Genomic DNA, 25,611 nt, shown 5'->3' on the forward strand with positions numbered 1-25,611 from the left:
CCGTCGCGTGGGACGGCCTTCCGACGGCGCAGGCTGTGGCCTGGGTCAGGCTGCGAAGCGTTCTTCCAGTGCCTCGATCGCGGGCAGCGTCTTGCCCTCGAGGAATTCGAGGAAGGCGCCGCCGCCGGTGGAGATGTAGCCGACGTCCTGGGCGATGTCGAACTTGGCGATGGCCGCCAGGGTGTCGCCGCCGCCGGCGATCGAGAAGGCCTCGGAGTGGGCGATGGCCGAGGCCATCATCTTGGTGCCGCCGGCGAACTGCGGGTGCTCGAAGACGCCGACCGGGCCGTTCCAGACGATGGTGCCGGCGTGGGCGATGATGTCCGCCAGGCGCGCCGAACTCTTCGGGCCGAAGTCGAGGATGCGGTCGTGGGGGCCGACTTCGTCCACCGAAATGCGGTTGGCACGGGCGAGCGCCGAGACCTCGTCGGCCACGACCACGTCCACAGGCAGCGGCACTTCGGCGCCGCGTGCCTTCATGATGTCCATCACCTGCTGCGCCTCGCGCACCATCTCGGGTTCGGCGAGCGACTCGCCGATGCGCTTGCCGGCGGCGAGCAGGAAGGTGTTGGCGATACCGCCACCGACGATGAGCTGGTCGACCTTGTCGGCCAGCGTGCGCAGGATGGTGAGCTTGGTCGACACCTTGGCACCGCCGACGATCGCCACCAGCGGGCGGGCCGGGTTGTGCAGCGCCTTGGACAGCGCGTCGATCTCGGCGCCCATCAGGATGCCCGCGCAGGCGACCGGGGCGAAGCGGGCGATGCCGTGGGTGGTGGCTTCGGCGCGGTGAGCGGTGCCAAAGGCGTCATTGACGTAGATGTCGCACAGCGCGGCCATCTTCCTGGCGAGCTCTTCGTTGTCCTTCTTCTCGCCCTTGTTGCAGCGGCAGTTCTCGAGCAGCACGACCTCGCCCGGCTTGACTTCGAAGCCGCCGTCGACCCAGCCCTGGATCAGCCGTACCGGCTTGTCGAGGAGCTGGCCCAGGCGTACGGCGACCGGCATCAGCGAGTCTTCGGCGCGCAGTTCGCCTTCGGTGGGGCGGCCGAGGTGGGAGGTGACCATCACTGCAGCGCCGTGCTCGAGGCAGTAGCGAATGGAGGGGATGGAGGCGCGGATGCGGGTGTCCTCGGTGATGTTGCCGGCTTCGTCCTGCGGCACGTTGAGGTCGGCACGGATGAACACCTTCTTGCCGCTGACGTCGAGTTCGGTGAGTTTCTTGACTTGCATGGTCGTATCAGGCTCGTGAAAACGCCCTGCAGGGCAGGGCGTTGGGGTTGTGCTATCGGTGGCCGGCTTACTTGGCGTTGTAGAAGGCGCGCGCGGCGTCGAGCATGCGGCAGGAGTAGCCCCACTCGTTGTCGTACCAGGCCAGCACCTTGACCAGCACCGAGCCGTCCTCGCCCTTGATGACGCGGGTCTGGGTGGCATCGAAGGTGGACGAGACGGTAGTGTGGTTGAAGTCCGACGACACCAGCGGCTCGTTGTTCACCGCCAGGATGCCCTTGAGCGGGCCGTTGGCGGCGGCGGTCATCAATGCGTTGATCTCTTCCTTGGTGGTGGCGCGCTCGGCGGTGAAGGTGAGGTCGACCAGCGACACGTTGATGGTGGGCACGCGCAGCGCGAAGCCATCGACCTTGCCGACGAGCTGCGGCAGCACCAGGCCGACGGCCTTGGCGGCACCGGTCTTGGTCGGGATGATGTTGGCGGCGGCGGCGCGGGCGCGGCGCAGGTCCTTGTGGCGCACGTCCACGGTCACCTGGTCGTTGGTGTAGGCGTGGATGGTGGTCATCAGGCCCTGCTTGATGCCGACGCTGTCGGCCAGGATCTTGGCAACCGGGGCCAGGCAGTTGGTGGTGCAAGAGGCGTTGGAGACGACGGTCATGTCGCCGCGCAGCACTTCTTCGTTCACACCCATGACGATGGTGGTGTCCACGTCATCGCCGCCCGGGGCGGAGATCAGCACGCGCTTGGCACCCATGTCGAGCAGGGCTTGGGCCTTGGCCTTGGTGGTGTAGGCGCCGGTGCATTCGAGCAGCACGTCAACGCCGTGGCTGCCCCAGTTGACGCCCTTCGGGTCCTTGGTGGAGTAGAAGGGGATCTTCTTGCCATCGATGATGATGCAGTTCTCGCCTTCGGTCTCGACCGAGGTGGCGAAGCGGCCATGCGTGGTGTCGTACTTGAGCAGGTGGGCGTTGGTGGCCAGATCGCCTGAGGCGTTGATGGCGACCACTTCGAATTCGTTCTGCAGGCCCTGCTCGTAGATGGCGCGCAGCGTGCAGCGACCGATACGACCGAAACCGTTGATGGCGACCTTGATGCTCATCGATGCTTCTCCCTGGAATGAAGGTAAGAGTGGAAAACCGGGTGTTTGTCCTTGTTGATGCGCTGCCGGCCCGCGCCGGTCCGTGCCTTGATGTGCAGCGGGAGCGGTCCGTTTCCGGAGCCGCTCCCGCGCCAGGCCTTCTTCAGAGCACCGCTTTCACTGCCTGCACGACCGCATCCGCGGTGATGCCGAAATACTTGAACAGCTCGCCGGCGGGTGCCGATTCGCCGAAGCGGTCGATGCCGATGACACGACCTTCGAGGCCGACGTACTTGTACCAGCCGTCGGTGCTGCCGGCCTCGACCGCGACGCGCGGCAGGCCGGCGGGCAGCACGCTGGCCTTGTAGGCAGCATCCTGACGGTCGAAGACGTTGGTCGAGGGCATGGACACCACGCGCACCGCGACGCCTTGTTCGGCCAGGGCCTGCTGCGCAGCGATGGCGAGGGCGACTTCGGAGCCGGTGGCGAGGATCACCGCCTGCGGCGTGCCACCCTCAGCTTCCGACAGGACGTAGCCGCCCTTGCGGATTGCGGCGACCTGTTCGGCCGTGCGCGCCTGGAAGGGCAGGTTCTGGCGCGAGAAGCACATGCTGGTCGGGCCGTCCTTGCGTTCGATCGCGCTCGCCCAGGCCACTGCCGATTCGGTGGTGTCGCAGGGGCGCCATACGTCCATGTTGGGGATCAGGCGCAGCGTTGCGGTCTGCTCCACCGGTTGGTGAGTGGGGCCGTCCTCGCCGAGGCCGATCGAGTCGTGGGTGAACACGAAGATCTGGCGCACCTTCATCAGCGCGGCCATGCGCAAGGCGTTGCGCGCGTACTCGCTGAACATCAGGAAGGTGGCGGTGTAGGGGATCAGGCCGCCGTGCAGCGCGACGCCGTTGGCGATTGCCGCCATGCCGAACTCACGTACGCCGTAATACACGTAGTTGCCGCCGCTGGTCCTGCTGACACCCTTGGCGCCGGACCACAGCGTGAGGTTGGAGCCGGCGAGGTCGGCCGAGCCGCCGAGCAGTTCGGGCAGCTTGGGGGCGTAGGCTTCGATGCTGTTCTGGCTGGCCTTGCGGGTGGCGATGGTCTCGGCCTTGTCGACAACCTTGGCGAGCACCGCGGCGACGTGGCTGTCCCAGTCGGCAGGCAGCTCGCCGGCCATGCGGCGCTCGAACTCGGCGGCGAGTTCGGGGTGGGCTGCACGGTAGGCGGCAAAGGTGGCATTCCACTGCGCCTCGAGCGAGGCGCCCTTGGTGCGCGCGTCCCAGGCAGCGTAGACGTCGGCCGGGATGTGGAAGGGGGGATGGTTCCAGCCGATGTGGGCACGCGCGGCCTCGATCTCGGCGGCGCCGAGCGGGGCGCCGTGCACATCATGGCTGTCCTGCTTGTTGGGCGCGCCGGCGCCGATGATGGTCTTGCAACAGATCAGCGTGGGCTGGGCAGTGTTGGCCTTGGCCTGCTGGATGGCTGCTTCGATGGCGACCGGGTCGTGGCCCTGAACGTCGCGGATGACCTGCCAGCCGTAGGCTTCGAAGCGCTTCGGGGTGTCGTCGGTGAACCAGCCCTCGACGTGGCCGTCGATGGAGATGTTGTTGTCGTCGTAGAAGGCGATGAGCTTGCCCAGGCCCCAGGTGCCGGCGAGCGAGCAGGCCTCGTGCGAAATGCCTTCCATCAGGCAGCCGTCGCCCAGGAATACATAGGTGTTGTGATTGACGACCTCGTGGCCAGGCCGATTGAACTCGGCGGCGAGGATCTTCTCGGCGAGTGCCATGCCGACGGCGTTGGTGATGCCCTGGCCGAGCGGGCCGGTGGTGGTCTCGACGCCGGGGGCGTAACCGTATTCCGGGTGGCCCGGGGTCTTGCTGTGCAGCTGGCGGAAGCGCTTGAGCTCCTCGATCGGCAGATCGTAGCCGGTGAGGTGGAGCAGCGCGTAGATCAGCATCGAACCGTGGCCGTTCGACAGCACGAAGCGGTCGCGGTCGGCCCACTTGGGGTTGGCCGGGTTGTGGCGCAGATGGTGGCGCCACAGCACCTCGGCGATCTCGGCCATGCCCATCGGCGCGCCCGGATGGCCGGAGTTGGCCTGTTGCACGGCATCCATCGCCAGCGCGCGGATGGCGCCGGTAAGCGGGTTGAAAACCGGGGGCTTGACGTTTCTGGACTGCGACATGGTTGCCTCGACGCCGCCGGGGCGGCTGGAAAAAACCAGAATTATCGCTGAAACCTCGGCATTTTTGGAAATTCAGGAACCACGGCCCTGCAATTGCGCGCGCTGGCGCCAACTGCAGGGGGATATGTCGAAGGAATGCTAGAGGCGGAAGCGCCCCACCAGCTTGCCGAGGCGTTCGGCAGTCTGTCCGAGTTCGTCGATGGTATTCGAGGCGTCCTGAATGGCTTCATCGGTGGTCTGCACCATGAGCGAGGCCTCCTCGATCGACTGTGCCAGCTGTGTGGCGGCGGCGCTTTGCTCCTGGGTGGCTTCGGCGATCTCCCTGACACGCCCTGCCGCCTGGTCCATCTGTGTCTCGATCGATCCGATCTCGCCGGCGACCTCGTGCGCTTTGACCATCCCCAGGTCGACGGCCTTGCGAGCCTGCTTCATGCCGTCGACCGCCGCCTGTGTTTCGTTGCGGATGGACTCGATGGTGGCACGAATCTCCAGCGTGGCTGAGCCGGTGCGTTCGGCCAGCTTGCGCACCTCGTCGGCGACCACGGCGAAGCCACGACCCTGTTCGCCTGCCCGGGCGGCCTCGATGGCCGCATTGAGCGCCAGCAGATTGGTCTGGTCGGCGATGTCGCGGATGACCTGGGCGACCCCGGCAATCTGCTCCGAGCGCTGCTCCAGCCCGCTGAGCGAGGCGGCAAGTCCTTCCATTGTGGAGCCAATGCCTTGCATCTGCTGTTCCATGGCGCCCACCGCCGCTGCGCTGCGACGCGACACTGCGCTTGTATGGAGCATGGTTTCGTCCGCTTCGCGGGCGTGTTCGGCGATATGTCCGATGGAGACGGTGACTTGCTCGACGGTGGCAGCGTTGCTGCTGGAGGTGCCTGCCAGGGTGCGCGAGCTGCTCGCGACCTGCTGGGTTGCCTGGGTGACTGTGCGCAGGCCGTGCTCCAGGGTCGTGCTCTGGTCGCGAACCTCGACGAACATGCGCTGCAGCGTGCTCAGGAAGGCGTTGACGCTGCCAGCGACACGCCCGAGTTCGTCGTTGCTGCGAATGTCCAGGCGACGGGTGAGGTCGCCCTCGCCACCTGCGAGCTCTTCCATCGCCCCTGCGAGTTGGTTGAGTGGGCGCGTCAGTGCGGTCAACAGGGTAAAGATGACGCCGGCAGTCAGCGCCAGGCTGAGCAGGCCGAGCATGATTGCGGTGCGCAGCAGTTGATCCGCCGATGCGGTGATGACGTGTTGGGGTACCGATACGATCGCTCCCCATGCGCGCTCGGCGCCCTTGATGTCGATGCGTTCGAGGAAGTGGCTGATGCCGGCGTCGTCCAGCCAACGGTACTCTTCCCCTCTGGCCAGGGCATTGAGCGCCGCAGCCGGCAGCGTGCTCGCCATCTTGCCGACCGCACTGCGGTCGGGGCCATAGACTATGGTCCCCGACTGGCTGAGGACGGTGACATGGCCTACGCCGAAAGGCTTGATGCCGCCAAGCCATTGACCCATCGCATCGAGTGCGATGTCCGCGCCGGCGATGCCGTGGAAGCGGCCCCCGACCATGATGGGGTGCACCAGCGAGGCGATGAGCATCTTGCGACCCCCCACCTCGTATTCGTACGGATCGGATACAAACGCTTGGCCGGTGCGCTTGGGGGTCTGGTAATAGTCACCGGCGCCTGCCTGGTCGTAGTCGACCAGCGGCTCCACTGCGAGGCTGCCGTCGCCCCGGTTCCAGTAAGGCACCAGACGGCCGCTGGCATCGTGACCGGGGGTGTTGGCGAACTGTTCGTCATCACCATCAAAGGCATCGGGTTCCCAGCCGGTGAACAGGCCAAGCAGGGCTGGATTGCCGTCGAGCTGGCGGCGCAGGATGGCATTGACCGCATCGCGGTCGGTCGCGCCGTGGCTGCGCAGGCCTTCGAGCACATGGCGCAGGCCGAGTGCGGTGGTCATCGAATGGTCGAGGTGCTGCGATACGGTCTTGGCTGCGAGTTCGGCGGTGCGCTTGGCGCGAATGTCACCTTGCTCGAGCACGGCGTTGTAGCTCTGGTAGGACATCACGCCGATGGTGACGGTGAAACCTGTAGCCACCACGGCAAGCGTGGCGGTCAGCAGCTTTGCACGAAGGCTGGACAACATTCCGGGCATGGCTGGTCGATCCTTGTGAGTCGGGGTGGGGCAGCAGTCCCGCGGACGGCGCCGTTCATGCTGCTAACGGCGCGCCGGGGGCTGACTTGAGCGCTTTCATACCCACTGCCGGCGTCGTTCCATGAGCTTCCAGATCAGCGGGGTGAGGATCAGTTGCATGGCCAGGTCGAGCTTGCCGCCCGGAATCACGATGGTGTTGGCCCGGCTCATGAAGGCGTCGTGGATCATGCGCAGCAGGTAGGGGAAGTCGACGCCGCGCGGATCCTTGAAGCGGATCACCACCATGGATTCGTCCTGCGTCGGCACGTCGCGGGCGATGAAGGGGTTGGAGGTGTCGACGACCGGCACGCGCTGGAAGTTGATGTGGGTGCGGGCGAACTGCGGCACGATGTAATGCACGTAGTCGTGCATGCGGCGCAGGATGGTGTCCTGCACGGCCTCGGCGGTGTAGCCGCGCAGCTTGGTGTCGCGGTGCAGCTTCTGGATCCACTCCAGGTTGATCGTGGGCACGACGCCGATCAACAGGTCGACATGGCGCGCCACATCGGAACTGTCGGTGACGACGGCCCCATGCAGGCCCTCGTAGAACAGGCAGTCGGTGCCGACCGGCAGGTCTTCCCATTCGGTGAAGGTACCCATCGGCAGGTTCCAGCGCATCGACTGCGCCTCGTTGTGTATGTAGTAGCGGCGGCGACCGGTGGCGGCATCGCCGTATGAGCGGAACAGGCTCTCGAGGTCGGCAAGCAGGTTGGCTTCCGGGCCGAAGTGGCTGATGCCGCGCTGGCCTGCGCGTTCGGCGTCCTCGATGAGCGTTTTCATCTCGGCGCGGGTGTAGCGGTGGAAGCTGTCGCCCTCGACGATTGCGGGGTTCACGTTCTCGCGATGGAAGATCGCCTCGAAGGTGTGCTTGACCGTGGTGGTGCCCGCGCCCGAAGAGCCGGTGACCGCGATGATGGGGTGCTTCATGGACATGGGGGTTCTCCGCCTACGGCCGACGGCTGTGGGGTGTTGCGGGCTTGGATGTATTCTCGGGTGCGTGCAGAGGCGCGGGGGCGCTCAGGAGCGTCCCTTCACCCACGCCGACCACTCGGTGAATAGCGAGGGGGTGACCGCTGCGATCACGCCGCGCTTGATGGCTGGACCGGCCATGAGTTCGCCACCGTCGAGCGCTTCGGCCTGGCCGCCGGCCTCGGCGAGGATGAGGCGGCCAGCGGCGTAGTCCCACAGCATCTGTCCGCCGTGCAGATAGACATCGAGCCGGCCGGCGGCGACAAAGCACCATTCGAGTGCGCTGGAGCCGAAGTTGCGCTGCGAGTAGTAGGGCGGGCGCACCGCGAGTTCGTCGCCCAGGTGGTGGCTGATGCGCTTGAAGTCCACGCCGGCGACGGCGTCGCGCAGGCTGACGGCGCCGCTGCGCAGCGGCAGCTCGGCGCCGTTGAGGAAGGCGCCCGCACCGCGGGCGGCGTAGAAGGATTCGTCGGTGATCGGGTTGTACACGACACCGATCACCGGCTGGTGGTCGATCAGGTAGGCGATCGACACTGCGAACAGCGGGATGCCGTTGGCGAAGTTGGTGGTGCCGTCGATCGGGTCGATGCACCACAGGCCGCGAGCGCCCTCGTTCCACAGGTGGGCCTGCTCGGCCGCGGTCATTTCCTCACCGAGCACCGCGCCGGGCAGCAGCTTCGGCAGCTCCTCGCTGAAGCGGCGCTGGGACTCGACATCGGCCTCGGTGAAGAGCGAGCCGTCCTCCTTGCGGTTGCGCGCGGACTTGAGATAACGGGGCAGGATTTCCTCGCGTGCCACCTCGCGCACCATCGATTCGAGGGCGCGGGCGCGGGACAGGCGTATGGCTGCAGTGGGCATGCGGAACTCCTTGCGCTCGGGGGAGCGATGCTCGGGCCTATAATTTTACGATGATTTCACGATTCCACTTTGATGGTCGCCTCCCGGACGGTGGCGAGGTCGCCCTGCCGGAGGCGCTGGCACACCACGCGGTGCGTGTTCTGCGGCTGCCGGACGGGGCTGGTCTGGTGCTTTTCGACGGCCATGGCGGCGAGGTCGATGCCGAGCTGGTGGTGCGCGGCAAGGCCGCGTTCGCGCGTCTCGGGGCGCGGCGCGACATCGAGCGCGAGTCGCCGCTGCAGGTGGTGCTGGTGCAGGCCCTGGCCACGGGCGACAAGATGGACTGGGTGGTGCAGAAGGCGGTCGAGCTCGGCGTCGCCGCTGTCCAGCCGGTGCAGGCTGAGCGCTCGGTGTTGCGCCTGGCCGGCGAGCGCGCGGACAAGCGGCTGGCGCATTGGCAGCAGGTCGCGGTGTCGGCCTGCGAGCAGTGCGGTCGCAACCGCATTCCCCAGCTGCGGCCGATGCAGCCGGTGCTGCAATGGCTCGCCGCGAACAGGGCGGCGACCAACTACGTGCTGGCCCCGGGTGGGCGGGTGGGGCTTGCGCAAGAGCCGCCGCCCGCGGGGCCGGTTCACCTGCTTGTCGGTCCCGAGGGGGGGTGGAGCGAGGGCGAACTGGCTGCTTTCGATGCTGCTGGCTGCCGGCGCATCGTGCTCGGCCCCCGCGTACTGCGCACCGAGACCGCAGGTCTGGCGGCGCTGGCGGTACTGCAGGCGCGCTGGGGCGACTACTGAACGGATCGGCAGGTCCGCACAGCGCCCGCGGCGCGACAACGAAGATCGAAGGGGGAGGGGGAATGTTCGAATCTGCAGAGCTTGGCCATAGCACCGACAAGGACACCTACCGTCAGGCGGTGCCGGCATTGCGTGCAGAGCTGCTCGATGCGCAGCTGGACCTGCTCGAACTCAGGCAGTTCGCCGTCGTCGTCCTCGTCAATGGCGTCGACAAGGCCGGCAAGGGTGAGACGGTGAACCTGCTCAACGAGTGGATGGATCCGCGCCACATCCAGACCTGGGCGTTTGACGCGCCGAGCGCGGAGGAGTCGGAGCGCCCCTACATGTGGCGCTTCTGGCGGGCGCTGCCGCCGCGCGGAAAGATCGCCGTCATGTTCGGCAACTGGTATACCCAGCCCATCTTCGAGTGCGTCGACCGGACCTCGAAGAAGGCCGAGCTCGACAAGCGCCTCGACGACATCCGCCGTTTCGAGTCGATGCTCGCGCAAGAGGGCGTGTTGCTGATCAAGTTCTGGTTCCATCTGCCGCGGGACGCACAGAAGGCGCGCCTGAAGGCGCTCGAGAAGGATCCGCGCACGCGCTGGCGGGTGACCGAGCGCGACTGGCGCTACTACAACCTTTACGAGCGCTACCGGGAGGTGGCGGGGCATGTGTTGCGGACGACGAGCACGGCTGCGGCGCCCTGGCTGATCGTGGATGGCTCGGACGCCAACTACCGCGCCCTGTTCGTCGGCCGCACGCTGTTGTCGGCGCTGCGCCGCCGGCTCGATGCCGCATCCCAGCACTGGACGCCGCGGCTGTCGGTCGCGCCGCTGCCGCCGCGCGTCGATGGGCTCAATGTGCTCGACGCGCTCGTGCGCCAGGACATGAAACGCAAGGACTACGACGACCAGCTCGAGCGCCTGCAGGGGCGACTTGCCCTGCTGTCGCGCTCGCCGGCGTTTCGCACGCGCGCGCTGGTGCTGGTGTTCGAAGGCATGGATGCGGCGGGCAAGGGCGGCGCGATCCGCCGCGTGGTCGGCGCGCTCGATGCGCGCCAGTACCGCGTCATCCCGGTCGCGGCGCCGACCGACGAGGAAAGCGCCCAGCCCTACTTGTGGCGCTTCTGGCGCCACCTGCCGCGGCGCGGCAAGGTGGTCGTATTCGACCGCTCCTGGTATGGCCGTGTGCTGGTCGAGCGCGTCGAGGGCTTCTGTTCCGAGGCCGACTGGATGCGTGCCTACGCCGAGATCAACGACTTCGAGGACGAACTGGCGAGTGCCGGCGCGGTTGTCGTCAAGTTCTGGCTTGCGATCAGCAAGGACGAGCAACTCGCCCGCTTCAAGGAGCGTGAATCCGAGCCGCACAAGCACTTCAAGATCACCGAGGAGGACTGGCGCAACCGCGACAAGTGGGACGAGTACAGCCGTGCGGTGTGCGACATGGTCGATCGCACCAGCACCGAGTACGCGCCGTGGACCCTGGTCGAGGCTGACGACAAGCATTTCGCCCGCATCAAGGTGCTGCGCACGATCTGCGAACGCCTCGAGGCAGCACTCGGCTGAGGCTGCGGCGCGGGAGCGCTCACTTGCCGTGCAGCGCCTTGACGACCCGCCGCAGCGCGCTCTCCTCGGGGTGGGGCTGGACCAGGAAGCCGAGGCCGTGCATCAGGCGCAGCATCTTCGGGTTGTTGCCGAGCACGTCGCCGAAGATGCTGCGATAGCCCTTGGCGCGGGCGACTTCGATGAGCGCCCCCATGAGTCGGCGGCCGAGGCCGAAGCGCTGCCAGCCGTCGGCGACGACGAGGGCGAACTCGACCGACTCGCCATCGGCAGCGAGCGCATAGCGCGCGCTGCCGATCATCTGCTCGGTACCCGCGTCGTCGGGCGTCGTGGCGATCAGTGCCATCTCGCGGTCGTAGTCGATCTGCGTGAAGCGCGCGACCATCGCCGGGCTGAGTTCGTCCAGCTCCTCCATGAAGCGCATGTAGCGGGTCTCGGCGCTCAGGCCGTTGAAGAAGGCCAGCAGCAGCCCGGCGTCTTCCGGGCGTATCGGGCGGGTGCGCACGGCGCGGCCGTCGCCGACCTTCCAGTCCTGGACGAGGTGCAGCGGATAGGGATGGATCGCCATGTGGGCATAGCGGTCGCTGCCGGCAGGCAGGCCCTGGTCGATGACGACGCGCGCGTCCGCCGCCACTGCACCCTCAGCGTCGATGATGAGCGGGCCGATCTCCAGTTCGCGCACCCAGGGCAATTCGCACACCAGGTCGGACACCGATACCAACACCTGCTCGACGGCGGCGCGGTTGAGCGTGCCCGCAGGGCTGCGGGGGCCGCGCGGCGCAGTCGGCATAGCCGTGTCGATGAGGTCGCGCGCCAGCACCGGGTTGAGCGGCGGCAGCGCAAAGGTGCGTGGCGCCGAGGCGTCCTCTGGCCCGAGACTGATCACCGGGCCGAAGATGGCGTCGCGTACGACCTGGATGCTGAACTCGCGGGCGCGCGGCCGGTACAGGTAGGGCTCGATCGCTACGCCAGTGATGTGCGCCTCGGGGTGGCGCAGGCGGACCGCATCGACGATGTCGTGGTAGGCGCTCCACACCGATTCGGCGGTGTTGATGTTGAGGCGTACGCCGCCCGACTCCGACTTGCTGGCAAGCTCGGCAGCGTCGACCTTCATCGCCACCGGGAAGCCGACCTGCTCGGCGACGAACAGGGCCTGGGTGGCATCGTGGGCGACCGTGGTGGGCGTGACCGCGATGCCGTAGCTGCGTAGCAGGGCCTTGGACTCCATCGCCGACAGGGCGTGGCGGCGCTGGTTGAGCAAGGTTTCGATCAGCACGCGTGCCCCGCCGCTGCGACGGTAGGCCGCCGCGCCGCCGCCCGCGGTCTGCAGCAGCAGTGTCTGGCTGTGATGGAAGCGGGAGATGTCGTGGAGCAACTCGACCGCGGCCTCGGGGGCGCTGAATACCGGGATGCCGGCCTGTTCGAGCAGGCTGCGCGCCTCGGCCACCTGGCCACCGCCCATCCAGCAGCAGCACAGCTTGAGCCGCAGCTGCGCCGAGAGGTCGATGATCTCCTGGGCGACTTCGACCGGCTCCACGAGGGCATGCGGCGACAGGATCACCAGCAGGTTGGTCACTGCGGCGTCCTCGGCGAGTGCCAGGATGGCGTCGCGATAGCGTTGCGGACTCGCGTCGCCGCCGAGGTCGAGCGGGTTGTGGCTGCGGCGCTCGCGTCCGCCCAGGCGCTCGAGTGCCGCGATGGTGGGCGAGCCGAGATTGACCAGGGTGGTGCCGAGGTCCTTGGCGCGGTCGGCGGCGAGGTCGGCCGGGCCGCTGCCGTTGGAGACGATGGCGAGGCTGTCCTCGCGCGGACGGAAGCCGCAGGAGAGCGCCTTGGTGGCGAAGAACAATTGGTCGAGATTGTTGACCCGCACCACCCCCGCACGGCGCATGGCCGCGTCGAAAACCACGTCGGCGAGTCCACCGTGTGCAGCTGCGGTCGTGTCGTTCTCGTCCGCGCCGTGACGGCCCGCCTTGAGCACGATGATCGGCTTGATGCGTGCCGCCGAGCGCAGTGCGCTCATGAAGTGGCGGGCATTACGGATGTGGTCGACGTAGAGCAGGATGTAGCGCGTCTGCGGGTCGTGGGTCAGGTATTCGAGGGTCTCGCCGAAGTCGATGTCCACGGTGCCGCCGAGCGAGATCACCGACGAGAAGCCCACGCCCTGTGTGGAGGCCCAGTCCAGCACGACCGAGCACAGTGCGCCCGACTGCGACACCAGGGCGATTTCGCCCGGCTTGACCGCGATGCGGGTGAGCGCGGCGTTGAGCCCGCTGCCCGGGCGGGCGATACCCAGGCTGCCGGGTCCGAGCAGGCGCAAGCCGCTTTCACGCGCGGTCTCGATGATGCGGCGCTCGAGTGTGCGCCCGGTGGTGCCGACGATGATGGCATTGCGCACACCGCTGCGCCCGCACTGGGCAGTGACGTTGTGCAGCATGCGCGCGGGCGTGGCAATGATGGCGAGGTCGACCGGGCGGCCGATGTCCTCGATCGAGCGATGGCAGGGGTGGTCCTGGATGCGCTCGTACTTCGGGTTCACCGCGTGCAGCGTGCCGCGGTAGCCGCCCTCGACCAGGTTGCGGAAGATGATGCGGCCGACCGAGCCGGGTGAGTCCGAAGCGCCGATGACGGCGATCGACGCCGGTTCGAAGGCGGTGCTCAGGGCGTGGTGGCTGGACATGGCGGTGGGCGCAGAGGTGGCTAGGGCTTAAGTGATACCAGATAAATTGATTTTCTTTGTTGATGTGTATCAGTAAGCGTCCGCTGGTGCCTCGCCTCGAAAACGCCAACGGCCGTCGAGACGGCCGTTGCAAGGGTACGGATGCGGGCAGGGCAGTTGCCGCGATTGCCTTCAACCGCTCGCGGCTCGGCCCGCTCCCACGGCGCCAGCCGCGGGCCCTTGGCCGCACCGCGCGCTCAGCGTTCGTCGAAGCTGATCTTGAGCCGCTTGGTCGTCGCCCGTGCCTGACAGCTGAGCACGAAGCCCTGTGCCACTTCGGCCGCCTCGAGGGTGAAGTTCTTGTCCATCACCACCTCGCCCTCCTGCACCTTGGCACGGCAGGTGCAGCACACGCCCGCCTTGCACGAGAACGGCAGGTCTAGGCCGACGTTGAGCGCGGCGTCGAGCAGGTGGTCGTCCGGGCCGATGGCGATCTCGTGTTCCTTGCCGTCGAGCACCAAGGTCATGGTGATGTCCTTGGTTGCGGCGGCGGCGGCTTCGGCGCTGCTCGATGCGCCGACGGGCTGGGCGCCGGCGGGCAGGTTGACAGTGAAGCGCTCGGTGCGGATACGGTCTGCCGGCACGCCGGCCTCGACCAGAGCCGATTCGGTGGCCGTGATCATCTCATCGGGGCCGCAGATGAAGACTTCGTCCATGCTGCCCACGGGGAGCAGGGCGCCGATGATGGCGCGCACCTTGTCACCGTCGATGCGGCCTTGCAGCAGGTCGACCTCCTGGGCCTGACGCGATAGCACATGGATCATCGTCAAGCGGTCACGGTAGCGGTCCTTGAGGTCCTGCAGCTCCTCGTTGAACATCACCGTGGACATGCGGCGGTTGCCGTAGATGAGCGTGAACTTGGCGTCCGGCTGCTCCTCGAGCGTGGTCGCGGCGATCGACAGGATCGGGGTGATGCCCGAGCCGGCGGCAAAGCCAACGCGGTGCAGTGCGCGCTTCTTCCTGACCACGAAGCGTCCATCGGGCGGCATGACCTGAAGGGTGTCGCCGGCCTTGATCGCACGCGTGGCCCAGTTCGAGAACAGGCCGCCCTCGACCGGGCGGATGCCGATCTCGAGTTCGCCATCGCGGGCGAGGCGGCTGCGTGGGCTGCTGATCGAGTAGTTGCGGCGTACGTCCTGGCCGTCGATGGTGGCGCGCAGGGTGAGGAACTGGCCCGGCTCGAAGGTGAAGCGTTCGCGCTCGGCAGGCGGGATGTCGAACGTGATTGCCACCGCGCCGGCGGCCTCTGGGCTCACGCGCTTGACGGCGAGTTCTTGGAAACGGAGTGCTGACATGGCGTTTGGGCTCCGGCTTTAATAGGGTTTGAAGTAGTCGAAGGGCTCCTGGCAGTCGAGGCACTTGTACAGTGCCTTGCACGCCGTCGACCCGTACTGGGAGGTGACCGTGGTGTGGATGGAGCCGCAGCGCGGGCAGGCTACGGGCTCGGCCTGCACGCGGCGCACGAAGTGCACCACGCTGACGTCGCCGCCGCTGCCGCAGGTGCGGTGGGGCGGGGCGATGCCGTAGGCGCGCAGCTTTTCCTTGGCCTCGTCGCTCATCCAGTCGGTAGTCCAGGCCGGCGCGAGCTGGGTGATCACCCGCGCTGCGATGCCGGCCTGGTCCAGGCTTGCGCGCACGTCGTCCTCGATCTGGCCCATGGCCGGGCAGCCGCTGTAGGTCGGCGTGATGACCACCTCGATGCCCGCGTCGGTCTCGCGCACCTCGCGCAGGATGCCCAGCTCGCGCAGGGTCACCACCGGGATCTCGGGATCGGTGAGGTGCTCGAGGGTGGCCCAGACTTTTTCGATCGTGCTGCTCATGGCTTGCCGCCTTACCAGGTTGCGCCGGGGTGGGCGCGCGCCAGGCCCTGCATCTCGCCCAGCAGGTAGCTCAGGTGCTCGGAGTGGCGGCCGTGCTTGCCCTCGGGGATGTAACCGCGCACCTCGGGTCGCTTCAGCGTGGCCTCGGCGAGGGTGTCGGCGACGATGGCGTCCCAGGCGGCACGCAGGGTGCGCACGTCGACTGCGGCACCGGAGGCGATGGCGGCGTCTTCCACTGCGCTCGGCGTCCAGAACTCCTCGGTGTAGCGGAACAGGTGGTCGAGCGCAGCCTGGGCACGGGCATGCGACTCTTCGGTGCCGTCGCCGAACTTCACCAGCCAGTCGGCGGCGTGGTGCAGGTGGTAGCGTGCCTCCTTGAGCGACTTGGCGGCGATGGCGGCGAGGTCGCTGTCGGGCGACTTCTGCAGCGCATCCCACACCAGCACCATCAGCGCGCTGTAGAGGAAGTTGCGCACGATGGTGGTGGCGTAGTCGCGGTCTGCGGCCGCGTAGCCGACCAGGGCACCGTGGTTGGGCAGCTCGACCAGCGTGTAGTTCAGGAAGTCCTTGTCATCGCGGAAGTAGGCCAGGGCGTCCTCGGTGGCGCCGTTGCCCATGCGCGCCGCGGCGAGCTGGTAGAGCAGGCGGGCCTGGCCGATGAGGTCGAGGCTGACGTTGGCGAGCGCGAGGTCCTCTTCCAGGATGGGGCCGTGGCCACACCATTCGGCGTCGCGCTGGCCGAGCACCACGGCGTTGTCGGCCAGGTGCAGCAGGTATTCGACGGGTGCCTTGCTCATCACATGTGCCCCACTTCTTCAGGAATTTCGTAGAAGGTCGGGTGGCGGTAGATCTTGTCCGCAGCCGGGTCGAAGAGCTCGCCCTTGTCGTCCGGGTTGCTGGCGGTGATCGCGGCCGAAGGCACGACCCAGATGCTCACGCCCTCCTGGCGGCGGGTGTAGACGTCGCGCGCCATGTGCAGGGCCTGGGCGGCGTCGGCTGCGTGCAGGCTGCCACAGTGCTTGTGCTCGAGACCCTGCTTGCTGCGGACGAAGACTTCCCAGAGCGGCCAATCCTTGAGTGCGGGGGTGTTCATGCTGCCTCCTTTTGTGCGCGTTCTTGTTGCTTGCGTGCATGGGCCATGGCCGCGTCGCGGACCCACTGGCCGTCCTTGTGTGCCTTGACGCGGGTGGCCAGGCGTTCCTTGTTGCAGGGGCCGTTGCCCTCGACGGTGTTCCAGAATTCCTGCCAGTCGATCTGGCCGTAGTCGTAGTGGCCGCGCGCCTCGTTCCACTTGAGGTCGGGGTCGGGCAGGGTGACGCCCAGCACCTTGGCCTGCGGCACGGTGGCGTCGATGAATTTCTGGCGCAGGTCGTCGTTGCTGATGCGCTTGATGCCCCAGCGCATGCCCTGTGCGCTGTGCGCACTGTCGGCGTCGGGCGGCCCGAACATGGCCAGGCACTTCCACCAGTAGCGGTTGACTGCGTCCTGCACCATCTCGCGCTGTGCCTCGGTGCCCTTCATCATCACCAGCAGGGCCTCGTAGCCCTGGCGCTGGTGGAAGGATTCCTCCTTGCACACGCGGATCATGGCGCGCGAGTAGGGGCCGTAGGAGCAGCGGCAGAGCGGGATCTGGTTCATGATCGCAGCGCCGTCGACCAGCCAGCCGATGACGCCCACGTCGGCCCAGTTCAGGGTCGGATAGTTGAAGATCGAGCTGTACTTGGCACGGCCCGAGAGCAGGCCGTCGATCATTTCGTCGCGGCTGGTGCCAAGCGTTTCGGCGGCGGAGTAAAGGTAGAGGCCGTGGCCGCCCTCGTCCTGCACCTTGGCGATCAGGATCGCCTTGCGCTTGAGGCTGGGCGCGCGCGAGATCCAGTTGCCCTCGGGCAGCATGCCGACGACCTCGCTGTGGGCATGCTGACTGATCTGGCGCACCAGGGTCTTGCGGTAGGCGTCCGGCATCCAGTCCTGCGGCTCGATGCGGCCGTCGGCGTCGATGCGGGCCTCGAACGCGGCTTCCTGCTCGCTCTGCCCTGCGACGACGGCGAGCTTCTTCCCGGACTCATCCGGTATGTCCATTGCCTGGGTGTACATGTGTTTCCTCCTAGCAAACACCGCGCCGGAGAATGCCGGTGCGGAACGCGGGACGTGTGGCCCGCCCTTTCCTCAGTGGTCCGCTGCGCTCCGGGCGCGGCGGGGGTTCATGCCATCCATGCGGGCTGGCGCTTCTCGAAGAAGGCTGCGAAGCCCTCGCGTGCCTCTGCGGTGGCGCGCTGGCGGGCAATGCGGGTCGCGGTTTCCTCGCCGACCTCGGGGTCGATCGGACGCCCGTTGATCGCCGCGATCAGCTGTTTGGCTGCGAGCTGGGCCTGCGGGCCGCAGGCCAGCAGGGCCTGGACCAGGCGGTCCACGGCAGCGTCGAGTTCATCCACGGCAACGACCTCGCTGACCAGTCCCATTGCTTTGGCCTCCGCTGCACCGAAGCGTTCGGCGCTCTGGAAGTAGCGCAGCGCGTGGCGCGGGCCGATGGCGCGCAGTACGTACGGGCTGATGACCGCGGGGATGATGCCGAACTTGACCTCGGAGGTCGCAAAGCTGGCGTCGGCCGCGGCAATCGCCATGTCGCAGGCCGCGGTCAGGCCGGTGCCACCGCCAAGTGCGGCGCCCTGTACGCGGGCGATTGTCGGTTTCGACATGCTTGCCAGCGTATGCAGCATGGCGGCGAACTTGCGCGAATCGGCGAGGTTGTCGGCTTCGCTGCTGTCGGCGGCGCGGCGCATCCAGTTCAGGTCTGCACCCGCCGAGAAGTGCTTGCCACGGCCGGCGAGCACGACCACGCGCACGCCAGCGTCGGCGTCGAGCGCCGCGCAGGCAGCGGCGAGTTCGGCGATGAGCTGCTCGTCGAAGGCGTTGAATACCTCAGGGCGATCCATCCAGACGGTGGCGACGGCGCCGCAGCGTTCTATGGCAAGAGTGTCGTAGGTCATGGCCATGTCCTGTGCTTCAGACGCGCTCGATGATCATCGCGATCCCCTGGCCGACACCGATGCACATGGTGCACAGCGCGTAACGGCCATTGCGGCGCTTCAGCTCGTAGGCCGCGGTGGTGACCAGGCGCGCGCCGCTCATGCCGAGCGGGTGGCCCATGGCGATCGCGCCGCCGTTGGGGTTCACGCGCGCCTCGTCGTCGGCGAGGCCGAGGTCGCGGACCACGGCGAGCGCCTGTGCGGCGAAGGCTTCGTTGAGTTCGATGACATCCATCTGGTCGAGGGTGAGGCCGGCCTTGGCCAGCACCTTGCGCACCGCGGGCGCCGGGCCGAAGCCCATGATGCGCGGCGGCACGCCGGCAGTGGCCATGGCGACGACGCGCGCGCGGGGGGTGAGGCCGTGCGCCGCGGCGGCGGCTTCGGAGGCCAGCAGCACTGCGCACGCGCCATCATTGACGCCCGAGGCGTTGCCGGCGGTGACGCTGAGTTCGGGACCGTTGACGCCCTTGAGCTTGGCCAGCATCTCGAGCGTGGTGTCGGGGCGCGGATGCTCATCGGTGTCGAACACGATCGGTTCGCCCTTCTTGCGCGGGATCTCTACCGGTACCAGCTCGTCCGCGAAACGGCCGGCGGCGTGGGCGGCGGCCCAGCGCTGTTGCGAGCGCAGCGCGAAGGCGTCCTGGTCGGCGCGCGAGATGTCGAACTCGGCGGCGACATTGTCCGCGGTCTGCGGCATCGAGTGCGTGTCGTACAGCTTCTTCATCATCGGGTTGATGAAGCGCCAGCCGATGGTGGTGTCGTAGATCGCGGCCTGGCGCGAGAACGCGCTTTCGGCCTTGCCCATCACGAAGGGCGCGCGCGACATGCTCTCGACGCCGCCAGCGATCATCAGCGCGGTCTCGCCCGACTTGATCGAGCGCGCGGCCAGGCCGATGGCGTCCATGCCGGAGCCGCACAGGCGGTTGACCGTGGTGCCGGGGACCTCGATCGGCAGCCTGGCGAGCAGGCCGGACATGCGTGCGACGTTGCGGTTGTCCTCGCCGGCCTGGTTGGCGCAGCCGTAGATGATGTCCTCCACCGCAGCCCAGTCGACCTGCGGGTTACGGGTCATCAGGGCCTTGAGCGGCACGGCACCGAGATCGTCGGCGCGCACTGCTGCGAGCGTGCCGCCGTAGCGGCCGATCGGGGTGCGAATGGCGTCGCAGATGAAGGCTTGGGGCGTTGAGGCTTGTGTCATCGTGCGCTCCTCAGAGCTGCTTCGGGCGCTGGTCGATGACGCGGCGGGCCTTGCCGGTCAGCGTGCGCGGAATGGTATCGAACTCCATCACGCTCACCTTGGTGGTGATGCCGATGATGGTCTTGATGTGGGACTGCAGTTCGCGCGCGATCAGCTCGGTGTCGTTGCGGCTGAGCGCTCCCGACAACTCGCGCTGGACTTCGCAGCGCACCTCGACGTTGTCCATGTGACCGTCGCGGGTGAGCACGATCTGGTAATTGCCGGACAGGCGCTTGTCGCGCAGGATCTGCTCCTCGATCTGGGTCGGGAACACGTTCACACCGCGCACGATCAGCATGTCGTCCGAGCGCCCGGTGATCTTGCCGATACGGCGGAACGAACGTGCAGTCGGCGGCAGCAGGCGGGTGAGGTCGCGGGTGCGGTAGCGGATGACCGGGAAGGCTTCCTTGGTGAGCGAGGTGAACACGAGCTCGCCTTCCTCGCCGTCGGGCAGCACCTCGCCGGTGTCGGGGTCGATGATCTCGGGGTAGAAATGATCTTCCCAGATCACCGGGCCGTCCTTGGTCTCGATGCACTCGCAGGCTACGCCCGGCCCCATGACTTCGGTGAGGCCGTAGATGTCGATGGCGTCGATGCCGAGCTTGCGCTCGATCTCGGCGCGCATGCCTTCACCCCAGGGCTCGGCGCCGAAGATGCCGACCTTGAGCGAGATCTCCTCGGGCTTGATGTTGAGGCGCTCGAACTCCTCTGCGATCACCAGCGAGTACGACGGCGTGACCATGATTGCGTCGGGGCGGAAATCGACGATCTGTTGCACCTGTTTCTCGGTCTGCCCGCCCGACATCGGCACCACGGTGCAGCCCAGGCGCTCGATGCCGTAGTGGGCGCCGAGGCCGCCCGTGAACATGCCGTAGCCATAGGCGTTGTGCACCATGTCGCCGGCGCGCACGCCGGCGGCGCGCAGCGAACGGGCGACGACGTCGGCCCAGTTGTCGAGGTCGTTGCGGGTATAGCCGACCACCACCGACTTGCCGGTGGTACCGCTCGAGGCATGCAGGCGCAGTACCTTGTCGCGCGGCACGGCGAACAGGCCGAAGGGGTAGTTGTCGCGCAGGTCCGTCTTGGTCATGAACGGGAACCTGGCGAGGTCGGCGAGCGACTTGAGGTCGTCGGGGTGCACGCCCTTTTCTTGGCAGCGCATGCGGTAGGCTGCGACGTTGTCGTAGGTGTGGCGCACCGACCACTGCAGGCGCTGCAGTTGCAGGGCGGAGATCTCGTCACGGCTGGCGGTCTCGATCGGGTCGAGTTCGCCGGGCTGGGGGCGCTTCACGGTCATGATGTTGTCCTCTCCTCTCTGTTCTTCGGGGGCCGCTCAGGCCTGTTCTGCTGCCAGGCCGGCGATGACCTCGCCGGCGATGCGGTAGCTCTTGCCACGGAAAAGCGCGACCGTCCTGCCGCTGCCGTCGCGCACGGTGATGTCATAGACGCCGGTGCGTCCCGAGGCCGAGCGCTCGATGGCCTCGGCGGTGAGCGTGTCGCCTTCCTTGCCGGGGGCGACGAAGTCGATGTTGCAGCCCGAGGCCACGGTGTTGCGGTTGTAGGCGTTGCAGGCGTAGGCGAAGGCGGTGTCGGCAAGCGAGAAGATGAGGCCGCCGTGGCAGATGTGGTGGCCATTCACCATGTCGCCGCGCACCAGCATGCTGAGCGTGGCGGTGCCGGGGCCGACGGCCTCGATGCGGATGCCCAGCGCCTGGGCGGCGCGGTCGCGCGACCACATTGCAGCGGCCACGGCTTCGGCCAGGGCCTGCGGGTCCGTGGGGATGGTCTGGATATCAGTCATGGATCTTCTTTCCGGCAAGGACGCGCTGCTGGATCAGCGGCGAGACGCGGTAGCGGTCTTCGCCATAGAAGCGGGCGAGGTTGGCGAGCACCGTGCAGATGGCCGGGAGGCCGATGCGGTCGGCCCACTCGAGCGGGCCGCGCGGGTAGTTAACGCCGAGCTTCATTGCCGCATCGGCGGCCGCGGCATCGCATACGCCCTGATGCACGGCGTCGGCGGCTTCGTTGGCGAGCATGGCGACCGTGCGCATCACCGCCAGGCCCGGCGTATCACCGAGGCGGCAGACCTCGAAGCCGGCGGCCTGAAGCAGTCCGATAGCGGCGCCGACGGCTGGGGCGAAGCAGTTGATCGCGGCGCCGACGGCCAGGCGGGGAGCGCTGGCGTAGTCGAGTGCGAGGTCGATCAACACCACATTGTCGATGCCCGACTCGGCGGCGCGCTGGGTGGCCGTGCGGCCGTCAGTCACGAAGATCACTGCGCCGCCCACCTCGGCGATGCGGCCGTCTGCGGCCTCACCCCAGGTGTGGGCGATCTTGCGTTCGAACAGGCGATCGGCAAGCGCATGGGCCACGGCCGAGTGGCCATGCAGCACGATGTCGCCGGGTGCCTGCTGCGCCACGGCGACCTGCGCACCGGGACGCTCGGCGCCGTCGCGGTAATCATAGAAGCCGCGTCCCGACTTGCGCCCGTAGAAACCGGCGTCGACCAGCTCCTGCTGGATCAGGGAGGGGGTGAAGCGCGGATCGTTGTAGAACGCGTTCCATACCGAACGGGTCACGGCGAAGTTTACGTCGTGGCCGATCATGTCCATCAGTTCGAACGGCCCCATGCGGAAGCCGCCGGCGTCACGCATGATGGCATCCACCGTGGCACAGTCGCCACCGCCTTCATTGAGGACGCGCAGTGCCTCGGCGTAGTACGGCCGGGCGACACGGTTGACGATGAAACCCGGGGTCGAGCGTGCATGCACCGGCGTCTTGCCCCAAGCCGCAGCGGTGGCGAACAGGGTGTCGGCCACGGCGCGCTCGGTGGCAAGCCCGGAGACGATCTCGACCAGCTTCATCAGCGGCGCCGGGTTGAAGAAGTGCAGGCCGGCCAGGCGCTCGGGGCGCTGCAGTGCGGCGCCGATCGAGGTCACCGAGATGGAGGAGGTATTGGTGCCGAAGATGCAGTCGGCAGCGACGATCTCTTCCAGGTTGCGGTACAGCGTCTGCTTGGCTTCGAGGTTCTCGACGATAGCTTCGATGACCAGTGCGGCATCGGCGAGATCGCCGAGCTGCTCGACGGCGACCAGGCGCGCGCTTGCGGCCTGTGCGGCCTCGGCACTCATCTTCGCCTTGTCGGCAAGCTTGCCGAACTGGGCGCGGATGCCCTCGATTGCCTTGGCGGCGGCGCCCGGTCGGTTATCGAGCAGCTTGACCACGTGGCCGGCCGCAGCCGCGACCTGTGCGATGCCGGCACCCATGGCACCGGTACCGACCACGGCGACGATGGCCGAGGTGGGCAATGCGTGTGCGACGGGTTTGCAGGTCTGGGTGGCGTTCACGATCATTTCCCGGTGAACCTCGGCGCGCGCTTTTCAGTGAAGGCGGCGACGCCCTCGGCGTAGTCCGCGCTCCAGCCCAACTCGCGCATGAAGCCGCCTTCGAAGGAGAGCTGCTGTTCGAGGGTGTGGCCGGGGGCGGCGTGCATGGCCTGGCGGGTGCGCACCAGCGCCTTGGTGGGCATGGCGGCGAGCTGGGTGGCGAGCGCGTCGACCTTGGCGCCGAACTCGGCGTCGTCGTACGCGGCCCAGATCAGGCCCCAGTCGGCGGCCTTCTCCGCGGGCAGCTTGTCGGCGAGCAGGGCCAGGCCCATGGCGCGTGCCATGCCGACGCGCTGGGGCAGGAACCAGGTGCCGCCGGTGTCGGGGATGAGGCCGATCTTGCTGAACGCCTGCAGGAAGGACGCCGACTTCGTCGCCACCACCAGGTCGCAGGCCAGCGCCAGGCTGGCGCCGGCACCGGCGGCGATGCCATTGACGGCAGCCATGGTGGGTACGCGCAGGTTCTGCAGGCGCAGCACCAGCGGTTTGTAGTTCTTGTCGACGACGTCGCCGATGTCGGGTAGGCGGCCGTCGGGCTGCGTAGCCATGTCGGGGTCGGCGAGGTCCTGGCCGGCGCAGAAGGCCCGCCCGGCGCCGCTCAGCACCAGCACGCGCGTGGCATGGTCGGCGTGCACGCGGTCCAGTGCGTCACGCAGTTCGGCATGCATGTCGCCAGTGAAGCTGTTGAGCTTGTCGGGGCGGTTGAGTGTCAGGCGGGCGACGCCCGCCTCCACCGCGAACTGGATGTTCTGGTATTCCACGAGCGCCTCCTCAGACGTGATAGCGGCGCTGAACGACACGGAAGCGGTTGGCGACGAAGGCGGAGTCCGCGTACGAGGCGTTGGCAGCCGGGTTGCCACCTGTGCCGTGGTAGTCGGAGAAGGCGGCCGACTGGTTCACGAACACGCCGCCGGTGAGGTTGATCGACAACGCAACCTTGCCGCGCCAGGTGGCCTCGGTCATGGCGTCGATGACGGCCTGCTTGGTCGAGTACAGGCCGACTGTGAGCGCACCATGGACGCTGACTACGCGCTCGGACAGCGCGATGCCGGCGGCGGTGTCGGCGACCTTGACAATGAAGCTGATCGGTCCGAAGCGCTCCTCCATGTAGGCCTTTTCGTCGGCGGCGTCGCAGGCGAGCAGCACCGGGGTGCGTACCTTGGCGTTCGGGAACTCCGGGTTGTCGAGCTTCTGCGAGGCGAGCACCACCTTGCCCAGTTCGCCGCTGTTGGCGATGTCGATGCGCTCTGCGGTGTCGGCCGACTGGATCGCGCCGAGCACCGCGTGAGCGACCTCGGGCTTGGACAGGAAACGCTCGACGGCGCGGGCGAGGTCGGCGCAGAACTCGTCGTAGCTCTTGTGGCCGTCTTCGGTCTCGATGCCGCCCGCGGGCACGAAGATCGCCTGCGAGGTGGTGCACATCTGGCCGGAGTAAAGCGACAGCGTGAAGGCCAGGTTGCCGAGCATTGCCTTGTAGCTGTCGGTGGAGTCGATGACGATGTTGTTCACGCCAGCGAGCTCGGCATAGACCTGGGCCTGGCGGCAGTTGTCGATCAGCCACTGGCCGAACACGTTGCTGCCGGTGAAATCGACCGACTTGACCGCCGGGTGGGTGGCGAGCTTCTGGGTGACACTGCGCTGGGTGGCGACGCACAGGCTCACCAGATTGGGGTCGATGCCATTCTCGGCGAGCACGGCGCGGATGGTGCGTACGGTGATCGCTGCCGGCAGGATGGCGTTGCTGTGCGGCTTGACGATGACTGCATTGCCGGTGGCGAGTGCTGCAAACAGGCCCGGGTAGGTGTTCCAGGTCGGGAAGGTACCGCAACCGATCACCAGGCCTACGCCGCGGCCGACGACCTGGAAGTCCTTCTTCATGACCAGGGGCGGGTTCTTGCCCTGCGGCTTTTCCCAGGTGGTCTCAGCGGGCACGAAGCTCTGTTCGCGCCAGGCATAGGTTACGGCCTCGAGCCCGCGGTCCTGGGCGTGCGGGCCGCCGGCCTGGAAAGCCATCATCCAGCCCTGGCCGGTGGTCATCATCACTGCGTGAGCGATCTCGAAGCTCTGTTTGTTGAGGCGGTCGAGGATCTCCAGGCAGATTCCGGTGCGGCCATCCGCTCCCACGGCCTGCCAGCCCTTCATGGCCTCGAGACCGGCAGAGATCAGTGCATCCGGGTCGCACACCGGGTAGCTGACGTCGAGCGCGATGCCGTAGGGCGAGGCTTCGCCTCCGTGCCAGCCGGTCTGGCCTGGCTGATCGAACTCGAAGCGCTTGCCCAGGTGCGCCTCGAAGGCACGCTTGCCGTCGTCGGCTGAGGTTTCGCCGTAGAGCTTCGGGCTCGGCATCTCCGGGAAGGGCGTCCAGTAGCCACGCGTCGCAATCGCGGACAGCGCGCCATCGAGGGTGTCACGGTGCTTGTCAAGAAGGGGGTGGCTCATTCGTCTCTCTCCGGGGGAGTGGTTCTGTGTTCAAACGATACAAATGTGATGCCGAATGGTCAATAGAAAGTATCGTTCTGATGTTGTTGAAAATGCTCGTATTACACTATTGGAAAGATGTTCCGTAAAACAAAATAACAATAAAAACATATAGATATGATTTATTTCGTCTGTACTTCAG

General features: G+C 67.2%; 21 protein-coding genes. 2 read left to right on the top strand and 19 right to left on the bottom strand.

Features of this window, described 5'->3' with window-relative positions:
- Nucleotides 1-45 precede the first annotated feature (45 nt).
- From LQF09_RS05765 to LQF09_RS05790, 6 genes are all read right to left on the bottom strand, one after another.
- Nucleotides 46-1,230, bottom strand: a complete 1,185-nt coding sequence (locus tag LQF09_RS05765; RefSeq protein WP_270069423.1) for a phosphoglycerate kinase — start codon at nucleotides 1,228-1,230, stop codon at nucleotides 46-48.
- A gap of 67 nt (nucleotides 1,231-1,297) precedes the next feature.
- On the bottom strand, nucleotides 1,298-2,326 hold the full coding sequence (gene gap, locus LQF09_RS05770) for a type I glyceraldehyde-3-phosphate dehydrogenase (protein WP_270069424.1): 1,029 nt from the start codon (nucleotides 2,324-2,326) through the stop codon (nucleotides 1,298-1,300).
- Nucleotides 2,327-2,468: 142 nt separating this feature from the next.
- Nucleotides 2,469-4,484, bottom strand: coding sequence for a transketolase (gene tkt, locus LQF09_RS05775; RefSeq protein WP_270069425.1), 2,016 nt, complete (start codon nucleotides 4,482-4,484; stop codon nucleotides 2,469-2,471).
- A gap of 138 nt (nucleotides 4,485-4,622) precedes the next feature.
- Nucleotides 4,623-6,623 (bottom strand): methyl-accepting chemotaxis protein, encoded by a 2,001-nt coding sequence (locus LQF09_RS05780; RefSeq protein ID WP_002929429.1) that lies wholly within the window; start codon nucleotides 6,621-6,623, stop codon nucleotides 4,623-4,625.
- A gap of 96 nt (nucleotides 6,624-6,719) precedes the next feature.
- Nucleotides 6,720-7,595 (bottom strand): phosphoribulokinase, encoded by an 876-nt coding sequence (locus LQF09_RS05785; protein ID WP_270069426.1) that lies wholly within the window; start codon nucleotides 7,593-7,595, stop codon nucleotides 6,720-6,722.
- An 84-nt stretch (nucleotides 7,596-7,679) separates the two neighbouring features.
- A complete protein-coding gene (locus LQF09_RS05790) occupies nucleotides 7,680-8,489 on the bottom strand; it encodes an inositol monophosphatase family protein (RefSeq protein ID WP_002938948.1) in 810 nt (269 codons plus the stop codon).
- A 50-nt stretch (nucleotides 8,490-8,539) separates the two neighbouring features.
- On the opposite strand from LQF09_RS05790, the gene LQF09_RS05795 reads away from it, so the two are divergent.
- Both LQF09_RS05795 and pap read left to right on the top strand, forming a co-directional pair.
- Nucleotides 8,540-9,262: a 16S rRNA (uracil(1498)-N(3))-methyltransferase gene (locus LQF09_RS05795; protein WP_002929422.1), complete on the top strand. Its 723-nt coding sequence runs from the start codon at nucleotides 8,540-8,542 to the stop codon at nucleotides 9,260-9,262.
- Between the two features lie 62 nt (nucleotides 9,263-9,324).
- Nucleotides 9,325-10,806 (top strand): polyphosphate:AMP phosphotransferase, encoded by a 1,482-nt coding sequence (gene pap / locus LQF09_RS05800; RefSeq protein ID WP_270069427.1) that lies wholly within the window; start codon nucleotides 9,325-9,327, stop codon nucleotides 10,804-10,806.
- A 19-nt stretch (nucleotides 10,807-10,825) separates the two neighbouring features.
- Here the strand turns inward: pap and LQF09_RS05805 are convergent, their stop codons facing one another.
- The 13 genes from LQF09_RS05805 to paaN form a co-directional block, all read right to left on the bottom strand.
- Nucleotides 10,826-13,483, bottom strand: coding sequence for a bifunctional acetate--CoA ligase family protein/GNAT family N-acetyltransferase (locus LQF09_RS05805; protein ID WP_270069428.1), 2,658 nt, complete (start codon nucleotides 13,481-13,483; stop codon nucleotides 10,826-10,828).
- Between the two features lie 236 nt (nucleotides 13,484-13,719).
- Nucleotides 13,720-14,817 (bottom strand): 2Fe-2S iron-sulfur cluster-binding protein, encoded by a 1,098-nt coding sequence (locus LQF09_RS05810; RefSeq protein WP_270069429.1) that lies wholly within the window; start codon nucleotides 14,815-14,817, stop codon nucleotides 13,720-13,722.
- Nucleotides 14,818-14,835: 18 nt separating this feature from the next.
- On the bottom strand, nucleotides 14,836-15,342 hold the full coding sequence (gene paaD / locus LQF09_RS05815; RefSeq protein ID WP_002929413.1) for a 1,2-phenylacetyl-CoA epoxidase subunit PaaD: 507 nt from the start codon (nucleotides 15,340-15,342) through the stop codon (nucleotides 14,836-14,838).
- A gap of 11 nt (nucleotides 15,343-15,353) precedes the next feature.
- Nucleotides 15,354-16,139, bottom strand: coding sequence for a 1,2-phenylacetyl-CoA epoxidase subunit PaaC (gene paaC, locus LQF09_RS05820; protein WP_002929411.1), 786 nt, complete (start codon nucleotides 16,137-16,139; stop codon nucleotides 15,354-15,356).
- Nucleotides 16,139-16,435, bottom strand: coding sequence for a 1,2-phenylacetyl-CoA epoxidase subunit PaaB (paaB, locus tag LQF09_RS05825; protein ID WP_002929410.1), 297 nt, complete (start codon nucleotides 16,433-16,435; stop codon nucleotides 16,139-16,141). Before paaB ends, paaC begins: the two co-directional genes overlap by 1 nt.
- Complete coding sequence (paaA, locus tag LQF09_RS05830; RefSeq protein ID WP_002929409.1) at nucleotides 16,432-17,436, bottom strand: 1,2-phenylacetyl-CoA epoxidase subunit PaaA; 1,005 nt, start codon at nucleotides 17,434-17,436, stop codon at nucleotides 16,432-16,434. The genes paaB and paaA overlap by 4 nt, the downstream gene beginning before the upstream one ends.
- Before the next feature lie 107 nt (nucleotides 17,437-17,543).
- On the bottom strand, nucleotides 17,544-18,329 hold the full coding sequence (locus tag LQF09_RS05835) for an enoyl-CoA hydratase-related protein (RefSeq protein ID WP_002938943.1): 786 nt from the start codon (nucleotides 18,327-18,329) through the stop codon (nucleotides 17,544-17,546).
- 16 nt (nucleotides 18,330-18,345) lie between these two features.
- On the bottom strand, nucleotides 18,346-19,566 hold the full coding sequence (gene pcaF / locus LQF09_RS05840) for a 3-oxoadipyl-CoA thiolase (protein WP_002938942.1): 1,221 nt from the start codon (nucleotides 19,564-19,566) through the stop codon (nucleotides 18,346-18,348).
- 10 nt (nucleotides 19,567-19,576) lie between these two features.
- A complete protein-coding gene (gene paaK, locus LQF09_RS05845; protein ID WP_002938941.1) occupies nucleotides 19,577-20,902 on the bottom strand; it encodes a phenylacetate--CoA ligase PaaK in 1,326 nt (441 codons plus the stop codon).
- Between the two features lie 36 nt (nucleotides 20,903-20,938).
- Entirely contained in the window at nucleotides 20,939-21,406 is a 468-nt protein-coding gene (paaI, locus tag LQF09_RS05850) for a hydroxyphenylacetyl-CoA thioesterase PaaI (RefSeq protein ID WP_002929404.1), read from the bottom strand.
- The gene (gene paaH, locus LQF09_RS05855) at nucleotides 21,399-22,958 is read right to left on the bottom strand and encodes a 3-hydroxyacyl-CoA dehydrogenase PaaH (RefSeq protein ID WP_002938939.1); all 1,560 of its coding nucleotides are present in this window, start codon (nucleotides 22,956-22,958) and stop codon (nucleotides 21,399-21,401) included. Before paaH ends, paaI begins: the two co-directional genes overlap by 8 nt.
- Nucleotides 22,955-23,752: a 2-(1,2-epoxy-1,2-dihydrophenyl)acetyl-CoA isomerase PaaG gene (paaG, locus tag LQF09_RS05860; RefSeq protein ID WP_002929398.1), complete on the bottom strand. Its 798-nt coding sequence runs from the start codon at nucleotides 23,750-23,752 to the stop codon at nucleotides 22,955-22,957. Before paaG ends, paaH begins: the two co-directional genes overlap by 4 nt.
- A gap of 10 nt (nucleotides 23,753-23,762) precedes the next feature.
- Complete coding sequence (gene paaN, locus LQF09_RS05865; protein ID WP_270069430.1) at nucleotides 23,763-25,430, bottom strand: phenylacetic acid degradation protein PaaN; 1,668 nt, start codon at nucleotides 25,428-25,430, stop codon at nucleotides 23,763-23,765.
- Nucleotides 25,431-25,611 lie beyond the last annotated feature (181 nt).

This window comes from Thauera sp. WB-2 (assembly GCF_027594845.1).
GTDB classification, from domain to species: Bacteria; Pseudomonadota; Gammaproteobacteria; order Burkholderiales; family Rhodocyclaceae; genus Thauera; species Thauera mechernichensis.